General features: G+C 64.3%; 11 protein-coding genes. 6 read left to right on the top strand and 5 right to left on the bottom strand.

Annotated elements, in window-relative coordinates; all coding sequences use genetic code 11:
* Positions 1-28 precede the first annotated feature (28 nt).
* A complete protein-coding gene (locus F8237_RS13870) occupies positions 29-868 on the top strand; it encodes an SDR family NAD(P)-dependent oxidoreductase (RefSeq protein WP_151645487.1) in 840 nt (279 codons plus the stop codon).
* Positions 869-1,017: 149 nt separating this feature from the next.
* Here the strand turns inward: F8237_RS13870 and F8237_RS13865 are convergent, their stop codons facing one another.
* Both F8237_RS13865 and F8237_RS13860 read right to left on the bottom strand, forming a co-directional pair.
* A complete protein-coding gene (locus tag F8237_RS13865) occupies positions 1,018-2,403 on the bottom strand; it encodes a cytochrome P450 (RefSeq protein ID WP_151645485.1) in 1,386 nt (461 codons plus the stop codon).
* Between the two features lie 53 nt (positions 2,404-2,456).
* The gene (locus F8237_RS13860) at positions 2,457-3,692 is read right to left on the bottom strand and encodes an LLM class flavin-dependent oxidoreductase (protein ID WP_151645483.1); all 1,236 of its coding nucleotides are present in this window, start codon (positions 3,690-3,692) and stop codon (positions 2,457-2,459) included.
* A 411-nt stretch (positions 3,693-4,103) separates the two neighbouring features.
* Here F8237_RS13860 and F8237_RS13855 point away from each other — a divergent pair, with 411 nt between their 5' ends.
* The gene (locus F8237_RS13855) at positions 4,104-5,279 is read left to right on the top strand and encodes an extracellular catalytic domain type 1 short-chain-length polyhydroxyalkanoate depolymerase (protein WP_162006048.1); all 1,176 of its coding nucleotides are present in this window, start codon (positions 4,104-4,106) and stop codon (positions 5,277-5,279) included.
* A 224-nt stretch (positions 5,280-5,503) separates the two neighbouring features.
* On the opposite strand, the gene F8237_RS13850 is transcribed toward F8237_RS13855, so the two are convergent.
* On the bottom strand, positions 5,504-6,172 hold the full coding sequence (locus tag F8237_RS13850; RefSeq protein WP_151645479.1) for an MBL fold metallo-hydrolase: 669 nt from the start codon (positions 6,170-6,172) through the stop codon (positions 5,504-5,506).
* Between the two features lie 96 nt (positions 6,173-6,268).
* Here F8237_RS13850 and F8237_RS13845 point away from each other — a divergent pair, with 96 nt between their 5' ends.
* A complete protein-coding gene (locus tag F8237_RS13845) occupies positions 6,269-6,760 on the top strand; it encodes an MmcB family DNA repair protein (RefSeq protein ID WP_151645477.1) in 492 nt (163 codons plus the stop codon).
* A gap of 203 nt (positions 6,761-6,963) precedes the next feature.
* On the opposite strand, the gene F8237_RS13835 is transcribed toward F8237_RS13845, so the two are convergent.
* Positions 6,964-7,518, bottom strand: a complete 555-nt coding sequence (locus tag F8237_RS13835) for an ActR/PrrA/RegA family redox response regulator transcription factor (RefSeq protein WP_151645473.1) — start codon at positions 7,516-7,518, stop codon at positions 6,964-6,966.
* A 103-nt stretch (positions 7,519-7,621) separates the two neighbouring features.
* On the bottom strand, positions 7,622-8,944 hold the full coding sequence (locus F8237_RS13830; RefSeq protein WP_151645471.1) for an ActS/PrrB/RegB family redox-sensitive histidine kinase: 1,323 nt from the start codon (positions 8,942-8,944) through the stop codon (positions 7,622-7,624).
* 107 nt (positions 8,945-9,051) lie between these two features.
* Here F8237_RS13830 and F8237_RS13825 point away from each other — a divergent pair, with 107 nt between their 5' ends.
* From F8237_RS13825 to F8237_RS13815, 3 genes are all read left to right on the top strand, one after another.
* Positions 9,052-9,855: an ABC transporter ATP-binding protein gene (locus tag F8237_RS13825; RefSeq protein WP_151645469.1), complete on the top strand. Its 804-nt coding sequence runs from the start codon at positions 9,052-9,054 to the stop codon at positions 9,853-9,855.
* Between the two features lie 217 nt (positions 9,856-10,072).
* Positions 10,073-10,891: an ABC transporter permease gene (locus tag F8237_RS13820; RefSeq protein WP_151645467.1), complete on the top strand. Its 819-nt coding sequence runs from the start codon at positions 10,073-10,075 to the stop codon at positions 10,889-10,891.
* A 121-nt stretch (positions 10,892-11,012) separates the two neighbouring features.
* Positions 11,013-12,341 carry a polyhydroxyalkanoate depolymerase gene (locus tag F8237_RS13815; RefSeq protein WP_151645465.1) on the top strand — a complete coding sequence of 443 codons (1,329 nt, stop codon included), beginning with the start codon at positions 11,013-11,015 and terminating at the stop codon, positions 12,339-12,341.
* The last annotated feature ends 50 nt before the right edge of the window (positions 12,342-12,391 follow it).

Raw genomic sequence — 12,391 nt, 5'->3', positions numbered from 1 at the left:
TCAAATCGTTCAAGAACAGGGAGATTCCATGGGCAGGCTTGACGGCAAGGTTGCGGTGATCACGGGCGCGACGAGCGGGATCGGATTGCGCACTGCGGAAGTCTTCGTTGCCGAAGGTGCCAAAATTGTGATCGCGGGGCGGCGTATACCGGAGGGTGAAGCGCTGGCGAAGCAGCTCGGGGCCAACTGCGTCTTCCGCCAGACCGATGTGACGGTCGAGGCGCAGATGCAGGCGCTGGTCGCGCTCGCGGTGGAGAAGTTCGGCCGGATCGACTGCCTCTTCAACAATGCCGGCGGTCCGGCGCAGACCGGCGGCATCGAAGCCCTCGAGGTCGAGCGCTTCGACGCGGCGATGGCGACGCTGGTGCGCAGCGTCATGCTCGGGATGAAGCACGCCGCGCCCTTCATGAAGAAGCAGGGGTCGGGCAGCATCATCAACAACGGCAGCATTGCCGGCCGCCTCGCCGGCTTCTCCTCGTCCGTCGTCTACGGCGCGGCCAAGGCGGCGGTGATCCACCTCACCAAATGCGTGGCGATGGAGCTCGGCGAGTCCAATGTGCGTGTCAATTCGGTCTCGCCCGGTGCGATCGCGACCGGCATTTTCGGCAAAGCGCTGGGCCTGTCGACGGAAGCTGCCGAGAAGACGCCGGCGGTGATGCGCGACGTCTACAAGACCGCCCAGCCGATCCCGCGCGCCGGCATCCCCGACGACATCGCCCATGCCGCGGTGTTCCTGGCGAGCGACGAATCCAGCTTCATCAACGGCCACGACCTCGTCATCGACGGCGCCATCACCGGCGGCCGCAACTGGAGCCAGCAGCAGCAGGGCCTAGCGGCCTTGCGAAATGCATTCGATCAGGGGGCGTAGGTGCCAAGAAAGAGATGCGTAGGGTGGGTTAGACGGCGGGTGCGCGAAGCGCAGTCGCTGGCGTAACCCACCGCTTCTGTCTCTGCGGAAACTAAAGAGGTGGGTTACGCCAAGGGACTGCGCTTCGCGCAGCCCGGGGCTAACCCACCCTACGAAACCTGCACCGCCTTCACTCGTACCCTCAGCCCATCCCGCGGCTTCGGGATCGGCCACATCTGCCAGTCCGGCTTGTAGCCCGGCTCCAGCGAGACCTCGAGGTTTTGCAGGAAGTGCCGCGCGAAGCACTTGGCCTGCATGTAGGCAAAGTGCAGGCCGAGGCACATATGCGCGCCGCCGCCGAACGGCACCCAGGCGAAGCGGTGGCGGTTGCGCTGGGCTTCCTCGGTGAAGCGCAAGGGATCGAAGCGATCAGGCTCCGGCCAGATCTCCTTCATGTGGTGCGTGTAGAGCGGATTGACGCCGACCGCGGTGCCGGCGGGAATCGTAAATCCCCTGAAGGTGACATCGCGCATCGCGCGGCGCGGCATCGAGGGCACCGGCGGCTTGATCCGCAGCGCCTCCTTGAACGCCATTTCCGACAGCGGCATTTTTTCGAGATCGTCGAAGCTGCTCGGCGCACCCGGCGCAAGCCCGAGCGCAAGAACTTCCGCCCGCAGCCTGTCCTGCCAGTCCGGATTGGCGGCGAGCTCGCCGACGAAGGAGGTCAGCGACGAGGTCAGCGTGTCGTGCGCCGCCATCATCAGGAAGCTCATGTGGTCGATGATGTCCTGCTCGGACAGCAGGGCACCATCCTCATGGGTGGCACGGCAGAGCTGCGAGAACAGGTCGTCGCCGCCATGATTGCCGCGCCGCAGCGGAATCTGCTGGCGGAAATAGGCGACGATGCGCTTGCGGCCCGCCACGCCGCGCGCCATCTGCGTGCCCGGCAATGGGCGGCGGATCGGCGCGACGGCGGCGGCGACCATGTCGACGAAGGCGCGGTTGATCTCGTCGACCTCCGGGCCGATATCGGCGCCGAGAAAGGACGCCGCGGCGAGATCGAGCGTGAGCTGCTTCATCGCCGGATAAAGCTGCATCTCGCCCGGGTTCGCCTTCCACTGCGCGACGCGCGCGGCGATGCCGCGGTCGAGATCGGACAGATAGGATTTCATCGGCCCGGACTTGAACGCGACAGACAGCGCCTTGCGATGCAGCCGGTGCTCGTCGAAATCGAGCAGCATCAAGCCGCGCGGAAACAGCAGCCCGAGCACCTTGTTCCAGCCATGGGTCGAGGAGAACAGCTTCTGCTGGTCGAACATCACGAGCTCGTTGGCCTCGGGCCCGAGCAGCACGACATTGGTCTCGCCGAAAACATGGGTGCGGTAGACCGGGCCGTATTTGGCGGCGTTCGCTTCGATGTGCCCCTTGGGATCGGCGAGCACCTGAAAGGTCTTGCCAACAATCGGCCAGCCCTCGTCGCCGGGGATGTGCGTCAGCTCGTTGCGCTTCGGCGCGGTGTAGGGAAGCTCAGGCGCGGCCATATTCTGCATCGACATGACGATTGCTCTGGTTGGCCGTGCCTACATAGCATAATCCCGGGACGACGGGCCTATCGCTTGGCCGCTTCCTTCTGCAGATCCGGCGCGTTGACGGCGGGAATCGCGACGCGGCCGGGGCCGGTCACCTTCAGCGCCTCGGCGGCCTTCTCGTTCTGCATGATCTTGGCCATCACGGCCTGTCCCGCACGCTCGAAGATCGCGCGGTTCTCGATCACGAATTTCTGCGACCGGCGCAGGCCGTCGGTATAGCCGTTGATCTCCGGCACGACATAACGGGCCACCATGTCCCAGCTCCGGCGCGTGGCTTCCGGATTGGCCCAGTCGTGCACGAAGCCGATCACGGCGCCGACACCGCCGGAGACCTGCATCACGTTCTTGATCATCTTGACGAGATCGTCAGGCGTGCCGATGACGGATGCGGCGCCCTCGACGAACGCGGTCTTGTCCACGGCCTCGTCGGGTGAGGCGAATGCGGTCAGTCCCGGCCGCTTCAGCGTGCCGACATTATATTCGTTGTGCCAGCGCATCAGCCCCGCGCCGGCCTCCTTGCGGGCCTGCTCGCGGGTTTCGGCGACGTGGAAGGTCAAGAGCACGCGCCAGTTCGCGCGATCGACGGTGGTGCCGTGCTTCTTGGCGGCGTCCTCGGCGAACTGCCATTGCTGCTGCAGCGACATCAGGCCCTGCGTCGTCATCGAGCCCAGCGAGATGATGCCGATGCCGTATTTGCCGGCGAGCGTCATGCCGGAGGGCGAGATCTGCGACGCCACCACGAACGGCATCTCCTCCTGCAGCGGCAGGATCTGCAGCGCGGCGTCGTTCATGGTGAACCAGTCGCTCTTGGCGGTGACGCGCTCACCGTTGAACAGGCGGCGGATCACGCCGATCGCCTCGTCCTGGCGGTCGCGCTGCGTCATCGGGTCGATGCCGAGCGTATGTGCGTCGGAGGCCAGCGCGCCGGGGCCGGAGCCGAAGATGGCGCGGCCGCCGGTCATGTGGTCGAGCTGCACCATGCGCTGCGCGACGTTGTAGGGATGGTGATAGGGCAGCGACACCACGCCGGTGCCGAGCTTGATCCGCTTGGTGCGCTCGCCCGCCGCCGCCAGGAACATCTCGGGCGAGGCGATCATCTCCCAACCGGAGGAATGATGCTCGCCGCACCAGAACTCGTCATAACCAAGCGCGTCGAGCTGCTCGACCAGGTCGAGATCGCGCCGGAACTGAAGCATCGGATGCTCCCCGATCGGGTGATGCGGGGCAAGGAAGGCTCCGAATTTCAGGCGCGCCATGGCGGTCTCTCCGGCTGTCATTTTCTGTTTGTTGTGCGGCGAGGCTACGTGCTGGAAACAGCGAACGCAATCGCGCGGTGTCCCGCGTTACGGAATGCAGGCATGCGCCTGTCTTCTCCCTCTCCTTGCCGTCGCATCAGGTGTCCTTTGTGATCGAATCTCTGCAATCAGCGCGCGCAGGTCTTGTCGTTTCACCCGTGCCGTTTGCTGCGTTGATCGCGATCTCGCCCGCATTTCCGCCGCGAACGCGCCGCGCATCTGCACGAAGTTGAGGCATTGCGGTTAATACGTACGAATTTCCGCGGGATTCCCGCGATTCCACGGTGACCGACAGCACACGGTCTTTTTATTTTGCACTGCAGCAACTATCTGGCTGGGGTGGACGTTGAACGTCACCTGCCAGGAGTTGCCGTGTCTCTCGCCAAAAATCTCGATTTCCTGAGACATCTGCCAAAGGTGGATGGTCTGCGCTTTGCCGAGTTCGGCCGCAGCGCGGCCGCGTCCAGTCCGTTGGAAGAAGTCACCGGTTTCGGCGACAATCCCGGCAATTTGCGCATGTTCGCATTCGTGCCGGCGCAATGGCAGAAGCCGCGCGCGCTCGTCGTCGTGCTGCATGGCTGCGGCCAGACTGCCGCGGCCTACGATCTCGGCGCGGGTTGGTCGACGCTCGCCCGGCATTATGGCTTCGCGCTGGTGATGCCCGAGCAGCAGCGCGCCAACAACGGCAACACCTGCTTCAACTGGTTCAACCCGGAAGACACCGTTCGCGACGGCGGCGAGGCGCGTTCGATCCGCGAGATGATCGCGCATATGGCCGAGGCTCATCGCATCGATCCGAAGCGCATCTTCATCACTGGCCTGTCCGCCGGCGGCGGCATGACGTCGGTGATGCTCGCGACCTATCCGGAAGTCTTCGCGGCCGGCGCGGTCATTGCCGGATTGCCCTACGGCATCGCCTCGAATCTGCGGGAGGCGCTGGACGGCATGTTTCATTCGCCGGCGCGGCCCGAGCGCGAGCTCGGCGATTTCGTGCGGCGCGCGTCGGACCATCGCGGGCCCTGGCCGAAGATGTCGGTCTGGCATGGCAGCGCCGACCGCACCGTCAATCCCGGCAACGCCAACGAGATCGTCAAGCAGTGGCTCGACCTGCACGATCTGCCGGCGGCGCCGATGGCGGAAACGATCGTCGACGGCTATCCGCGCCAGGCCTGGTGGAACAAGGACGGCGAGACGCTGGTCGAGTCCTACGCCATCACCGACATGGCGCACGGCACGCCGCTTGGGCTCGCCGACAACGACCAGCGCTATGGCGTCGAGGGTGCGTTCCTGATCGAGGCCGGTATCTCCTCGTCCTATCACATCGCGAAATTCTTCGGTCTCACCGGCTGGATTGCGGACGTAGCCAGCAAGAAGGCGGAGGCAAAGCCTGCACCGCAGCCGGCACGCTCACCCGCGCCGCATCTGGCCCGCTCGATCCGCTCGGCGGTCGCCGACGAGGCCGCCGAACCGAAGCCCGAGCAATCCCGCGGCCTGGACATCGGTCAGATCATCACCCGCGCGCTGACCGCCGCGGGGCTGATGAAATAGCTCGTCGCTCCCAAGCGCGCGACACACTCCGCTGTCATCCCGGACAAGCGCGCCGTAAGCGCGCGCAGATCCGGGATCCATAACCCCAGGACAAAGTTAGGCGCACGGGCGCAACTCCGAGTCCCCGTAACCACATCTTCCTGTGGTTATGGATTCCGGGCTCGCGCTATCGCGCGCCCCGGAATGACGTATGCGTCGTTCTCGCTCCGCCGCCGAATGACGTCTCACATCTCGCCGGTGATGAACGGATTGGTCATCCGCTCCTGGCCGATGCTCGAGCCGGCGCCATGGCCGCAGATGAAGCCGACATCGTCGCCGAGCGGCAGCAGCTTGGTCTTGATCGAATTGATCAGCGTGGCGTGGCTGCCGCCGGGCAGATCGGTGCGCCCGACCGAGCCTGCGAACAAGACGTCGCCGACATGGGCGAAACGTAGATCCTTGTTGAAGAACACCACGCTGCCGGGCGAGTGGCCGGGACAGTGCAGAATGTCGAATGACAAGCCGCCGATCTCGACGGTGTCACCCTCCTCCAGCCAGCGGTCCGGCGCGAAGTTGCGCCCGCCGGTCATGCCGAAGCGCGCGCCGCTCTCGACGACGTTGTCGAGCAGAAATTTATCCGCGACATGCGGGCCCTCGATCGGCACCTTGAGCGCATCGCGCAATTCCGCCGCGCCGCCGACATGGTCGATATGGCCGTGCGTCAGCCAGATCTTCTCGACGGTGACGCCAGTCTGCTTGATCGCCTCCAGAATCTTTGGCACGTCGCCGCCCGGATCGATCACCACGGCCTTCTTGCCGGGCTCGTCCCAGATGATGGTGCAGTTCTGCTCGAACAGCGTCACGGGAACGATGATCGCGCCGGCCTTGGATTGTGCGTCATTTTGCTCGGTCATGGCGCCACAATGCCGATTTTTGGCCCATGGCCAAGCAAAAGATTCGTGCCGGACTGAACGATGGGCGCACGCTGTGGAATCGGCTAAACTGCCGCCATGGACAACCCCGCCCGCAACATCGCGCTCGTGCCGCCGCCGGACCGTCGCCAGTCCGAGACGGCGCTGGCGATCGCGCGCGGCACCGCGCGGCTGTTGCGCTCGCTCGGCTTCACCTGCATCAGCGAATTGCCGCTGCCGTCGGGCCGTCGCGCCGACCTTGTGGCGCTGAACGAGCGCGGCGAGATCTGGATCGTCGAGATCAAGTCTTCGGTCGAGGATCTGCGCGCCGACCAGAAGTGGCACGAATACCGCGCCCATTGCGACCGGCTGTTCTTCGCCTTCACGCAGGATCTGCCGTGCGAGATCTTTCCGGAAGGAACCGGCCTGATCATCGCCGACGCCTATGGCGCGCATCTGCAGTGCGAGGCGCCCGAGCACAAGATCGCAGCCGCGACGCGCAAGCAGATGACGGTGCGGTTTGGAATGGCCGCGGCGCTGCGGATCAACCGGCTGGTCGATCCGCAGGGGCATGCGGAGTTTTGGGAGTAGCGGCGAAACCGGAACCTCACTCCGTCATCCCCGCGCAACCGCGGAGCGGTTGTCGCTGGAGGTACGAGTGGTGCGATGCGGAGCATCGCGCCGGGAGCCTCGAAGGATGCACGGCCGGGATGCAGCCGGGCCGTCGCCCTTCGAGGCTCGCCGAAGAGGCGAACACCTCAGGGTGACGGGGAGGGAGTCGTGATTGCCGAACTTTACCTCGGCGCGCGCTTCGCCAAAATCCGCTGCAAGGTACGGCGGTGCATGTTGAGCCGCCGCGCCGTCTCCGAGACGTTGCGGTTGCACATTTCGTAGATGCGCTGGATGTGTTCCCAGCGGACGCGGTCCGCCGACATCGGGTTCGCCGGCAGCTCGGATTTGTCGGTGCTGGTCGACAGCAATGCGGCGACGACATCGTCGGCATCCGCGGGCTTCGAGAGATAATCGATCGCACCCATCTTCACCGCGGTGACGGCGGTCGCGATGTTGCCGTAGCCGGTCAGCACGATCGCGCGGGCTTCGGGGCGCTTCTTCTTCAGTGCGGAGACGACGTCGAGGCCGTTACCGTCGCCGAGGCGAAGATCGACCACGGCGAATGCCGGCGCGGCCTTGCCGATTTGCGCAAGACCATCCGAAACCGTGTCGCACGACGTCACCGCAAAACCACGGGTTTCCATGGCGCGCGACAGCCGCTCCAGAAACGGCTTGTCGTCCTCCACGATGAGAAGCGAGCGGTCGGTCTGTTCGTTCAGTTCGGCGATGGCGTTCAAGGTGTTGTCCTTTGTCCTGCACATCTACATATGGCGTCGCAAGCAAGCGGTGCCAAGGCCGCCAATAGTCGATCGGCCCTGTCGTGCGACGCAAGGTCGCGGTCTATCCTATTGTTTCTTCGAGCGTCTCGATAGCCTCAAAACGCTCTCGCGGCCACGTGATCTGGACCACCGCGCCGTGTTCCGGAAAGGTCCGGTTGGTAAACGAGACCTTGGCGCCGGTGCGTTCCAGCAAGGTCCGCGCGATGAACACGCCGAGGCCGAGGCCGCGCTGTTCGCCGCCGCCCTCATCCAGTGTGCGCCGCCGCGACAGATAGGGCTCGCCGATCCGGTTGAGGATGTCGGGCGGAATGCCGGGACCATCATCGGAAATCACGAGCTCGATGTTGTCCTTGTTCCACCAAGCATTCACCTCGACCGTGCTGCGGGCGAAATCCACCGCGTTCTCGACGATGTTGCCGACGCCGTACAGGATCGCCGGGTTGCGCGAGCCGACCGGCTCGGCCGCCACGGCGACCGCGATCCGCACCTTGATGTCGACGCCGAAATCGCGGTGCGGCGCCACCACCTCCTCGATCAGCTCCGACAGCTTCATGCGGTCGAACGGCGCGCCGGTGGAGGAGAGCTGGGTGATCTTGCTGAGGATCTCGCGGCAGCGCTGGGTCTGTTCGCGCAGGGTTTTCAGGTCGGCGGCGAAGCTCGGATCCTTCACTGTCTTTTCGAGCTCGCGCGAGATCAGGAAGATGGTCGCAAGCGGCGTGCCGAGCTCGTGCGCGGCGGCGGCGGCGAGGCCGTCGAGCTGGGTCAGATGCTGCTCGCGCGTCAGCACCAGCTCGGTCGCGGCCAGCGCGTCGGCGAGCTTGCGCGCCTCCTCGGTGACCTGGAACGAGTAGAGGCTGGTGACGCCGATCGCGAGCACGATCGAGAGCCAGACGCCGAACAGATAGATCGGCGGCAGCACCAGCGGATCGTCGGAATCCCAGGGCAGGGGGAAATGGTAGAAGAACAGCACCGAGGCGCAGGCGACGGCGAGCACGCCGAGCCCGAAGGTGAAGCGGGCCGGCAGCGCGGTGGCCGAGATCAGTACGGGCGCGAGGAACAGGAACGAGAACGGGTTCTGCAGTCCGCCGGTGAAGAACAACAGCGCGGCCAGCTCGATGATGTTCAGCGCCAGCAGTCCGGCCGCCTGCATCGGCTCCAGACGCTGCAGCGGATTGGACACGGTCTGGAGTGCCAAATTGAGCGCCGCCGACAGGGCGATGATGCTGACGCAGGGGACGATCTCGACGTTGAACTCCAGCCCCTGCGCCACGATGAAGATCGCGGCGAGCTGGCCGAGCACCGCGAGCCAGCGCAGCCGCAGGATCGTGTCCAGGCGGATATGCCGCTGCGCAGGGCGAAAGTCGGAGGCGGCAATTTCGGTCATGTCGGCCAATGTGGCGGTGCCTTCTCGGTCACAAACGCGGGGCTCGCGGAACCACCCGGATTACAAGCCTTGCGCTCTCCGCTGCAATAGCAGAAGAACGCCCCAGCATGACCGGGAACGACAAAGCTTCAAGTCCGCCGACTGTCGCGGAGCGCAGCTCCTCCGCGGCAATTGAGGTCGATCACCTCGTCAAGGTCTACAAGCAGACCCGCGCCGTCGACGATATCTCCTTTTCGCTCCCGCGCGGCAGCATCACCGGACTTCTGGGCGGCAACGGCGCCGGCAAGACCACCACCATCGCGATGATCATGGGCCTGGTGCTGCCGACCTCCGGCCGTGTCAGGGTGCTCGGGCGAGCGATGCCCGAGGAAAGCGCATCCGTGCTGGGGCGGATGAATTTCGAGAGCCCCTATGTCGACATGCCGATGCGGCTCACGGTACGCCAGAACCTCACCGTGTTCGGCAAACTCTATGCGGTGAAGAATCTCTCCGATCGCATCGCCGAGCTCGCCGACGAGCTCGACCTCACCGATTTCATCGACCGCGCCAACGGCAAGCTCTCCGCCGGCCAGAAGACCCGTGTCGCGCTGGCCAAGGCGCTGATCAACCACCCCGAGCTGTTGCTGCTGGACGAGCCGACCGCCTCGCTCGACCCCGACACCGCCGACTGGGTGCGGGCGCATATGGAGCGCTATCGCAAGGAGAACAACGCCACCATCCTCTTGGCCTCGCACAACATGCTCGAGGTCGAGCGGCTCTGCGACCGCGTCATCATCATGAAGCGCGGTCGCATCGAGGACGACGACACGCCGGAAGCCATCATGGCCCGCTACAACCGCACCACGCTGGAGGAAGTGTTCCTGGACGTCGCCCGCGGCCGGGTGAACGGGGCAAAGGAGGAGGCGAGATGAGCGAGCTCTCGTGTTGCCATCGCAGTCCGAGTGAAGCCCCGTCACTCCGGGGCGCGCGGAGCGCGAGCCCGGAATCCATAACCACAGGCGGTGGCTATGGGGCGAGACTCGTAACCCCGAGTTTTCGCCAAATTCAATCCTGTGGCTATGGATCCCGGGCTCGCGACTATGTCGCGCCCCGGGATGACGGCTTACAATCAGGCTGCCCGGTGCGCCCATGACCGACCTCTCCCTCCACCACGGCATCTCCCTTCACCGCATCGGCGCGATGATCCTGCGCTACTGGTATCTGCTGATGTCGTCCTGGCCGCGGCTGCTCGAGCTGCTGTACTGGCCGGCGCTGCAGGTCATCACCTGGGGCTTCATCCAGTACTACATCGCCGAGAATTCCAATTTCTTCGCGCGCGCCGGCGGCACGCTGATCGGCGCAGTCATCCTCTGGGACATCCTGTTCCGCGGGCAGCTCGGCTTCTCGATCTCGTTTCTAGAGGAGATGTGGGCGCGCAATCTCGGCAACCTCATGATGAGCCCGCTCAAGCCGATCGAGTTTCTGCTGTCGCTCATGGTGATGAGCCTGATCCGGCTCGCGATCGGCGTCATCCCGATGACGCTGCTCGCGCTGGTCCTGTTTCACTTCAACGTCTACGGCCTCGGCCTGCCGCTGATCGCGTTCTTCTGCAATCTGATCTTCATGAGCTGGTCGGTCGGCATCTTCGTGTCAGGTCTGGTGTTGCGCAACGGCCTGGGGGCCGAGAGCATCGTCTGGACCTTGATGTTCGCGATCATGCCGCTCGCCTGCATTTATTATCCGGTGAGCGTGCTGCCGGCCTGGCTGCAGTATGTCGCTTGGGCGTTGCCGCCGACTTACGTGTTCGAAGGAATGCGTGCGCTGCTGATCGAGCAGACCTTCCGGATCGATCTGATGCTGGAGGCGTTAGCCATCAATGCGGTGCTGCTGGTTGCTTCTTTTTGGGCATTCCTTGCCCTTTTGCGCAGCGCCAGGAAGAATGGCTCGCTGCTGTCGGGCGGCGAATAACGTCACTTTATCGTGGATTCATGCTGGTTTAACCGTCTACGCTACGTAGATGTACGGAACCATGCATTGACGCAATATTACGCATTCGGCAGTATGCTGCGATGCGAAGAGGAATATAGCGATGCCTATTGGTGAGTTTGGCGGCGCGCCGCCCCTGGCGGCTGAAGGCAGTCCGGTCCTGACGACACCGATGTACTGGATGTACGAGATGGCCCACGCCTCTCTCAATCCGGCACGAGCGGTCACCGACGCGACCAAGCTCCTGTTTCAGAATCCGTTGAATCCCTGGACGCGCACCGAGGTCGGCAAGTCTGTCGCCGCGGCCTGCGAATTGTTCGAGCGCACCACGCGCCGCTACGGCAAGCCGGAATGGGGCCTCGACGACACCGAGGTCAATGGCATCCGCGTTCCCGTCGAGGTTCGCTCCGTCTGGGAAAAGCCGTTCTGCCGCCTCCTCTACTTCGATCGCAAGTTCACCCGTCCGCTGCGCAGCCCGCAGCCGCGCGTGCTGATCGTGGCGCCGATGTCCGGCCATTATGCGACGCTGCTGCGCGGCACGGTCGAAGCCCTCCTGCCGGCGCATGAGGTCTACATCACCGATTGGGCCGATGCCCGCATGGTGCCGCTCAGCGAAGGCCGCTTCGATCTGGACGACTACATCGACTATGTCATCGAAATGCTGCACGTTCTCGGCGGCAACACGCACGTATTGGCGGTGTGCCAGCCTTCCGTGCCCGTCGTCGCCGCCGTCTCGATCATGGAAGCGCGGCGCGATCCCTTCGTGCCGACCTCGATGACGCTGATGGGCGGTCCGATCGACACCCGCCGCAATCCGACCGCGGTGAACAACCTCGCCCAGGAGCGCGGCATCGACTGGTTCCGCAACCACGTCATCACCAAGGTGCCGTTTCCGCATCCGGGCATGATGCGCGACGTCTATCCGGGATTCCTGCAGCTGAACGGCTTCATCAGCATGAATCTCGACCGGCACATGGATGCCCACAAGCAGCTCTTCGCCAATCTGGTGAAGGGCGACGGCGATCTCGTCGACAAGCATCGTGAATTCTACGATGAATATCTCGCGGTGATGGATCTCTCCGCCGAATATTACCTGCAGACGGTCGACACCGTGTTCGTGAAGCACTCGCTGCCGAAGGGCGAGATGACCCATCGTGGAACCCGCGTCGATCCCTCCAAGGTCACGCGCGTGGCGTTGATGACGGTCGAAGGTGAGAACGACGACATCTCGGGTCTCGGTCAGACCGAAGCAACGCACACATTGTGCAGCTCGATTCCCGATCATCGCCGCGTTCATTACGTCCAGAAGGGCGTCGGACATTACGGCGTGTTCAACGGATCGCGTTTCAAGTCGGAAATCGTGCCGAGGATCCACGACTTCATGGTCTCCGCAGCGAATCCGAGCTCGTTGCAGGCGCTTGCAGCCGAATAACTCCGTTTTTCGGCTTTCCCGTCGAAAATTCGGGTTCTGCCGGAGCCTCC

It is taken from the genome of Bradyrhizobium betae, from assembly GCF_008932115.1.
Taxonomy (GTDB): Bacteria; Pseudomonadota; Alphaproteobacteria; order Rhizobiales; family Xanthobacteraceae; genus Bradyrhizobium; species Bradyrhizobium betae.
The sequence above is the reverse complement of the archived record's forward strand: the minus strand, read 5'-3'. Positions and strand labels throughout refer to the sequence as shown.

Excerpts from the sequence above, each read along its gene's own strand:
- F8237_RS13845 (WP_151645477.1), top strand. The coding sequence starts at position 6,269 with ATGGACAACCCCGCCCGCAACATCGCGCTCGTGCCGCCGCCGGACCGT.
- F8237_RS13820 (WP_151645467.1), top strand. The coding sequence starts at position 10,073 with ATGACCGACCTCTCCCTCCACCACGGCATCTCCCTTCACCGCATCGGC.
- F8237_RS13865 (WP_151645485.1), bottom strand. The coding sequence starts at position 2,403 with ATGTCGATGCAGAATATGGCCGCGCCTGAGCTTCCCTACACCGCGCCG.
- F8237_RS13815 (WP_151645465.1), top strand. The coding sequence starts at position 11,013 with ATGCCTATTGGTGAGTTTGGCGGCGCGCCGCCCCTGGCGGCTGAAGGC.
- F8237_RS13860 (WP_151645483.1), bottom strand. The coding sequence starts at position 3,692 with ATGGCGCGCCTGAAATTCGGAGCCTTCCTTGCCCCGCATCACCCGATC.
- F8237_RS13850 (WP_151645479.1), bottom strand. The coding sequence starts at position 6,172 with ATGACCGAGCAAAATGACGCACAATCCAAGGCCGGCGCGATCATCGTT.
- F8237_RS13830 (WP_151645471.1), bottom strand. The coding sequence starts at position 8,944 with ATGACCGAAATTGCCGCCTCCGACTTTCGCCCTGCGCAGCGGCATATC.
- F8237_RS13870 (WP_151645487.1), top strand. The coding sequence starts at position 29 with ATGGGCAGGCTTGACGGCAAGGTTGCGGTGATCACGGGCGCGACGAGC.
- F8237_RS13825 (WP_151645469.1), top strand. The coding sequence starts at position 9,052 with ATGACCGGGAACGACAAAGCTTCAAGTCCGCCGACTGTCGCGGAGCGC.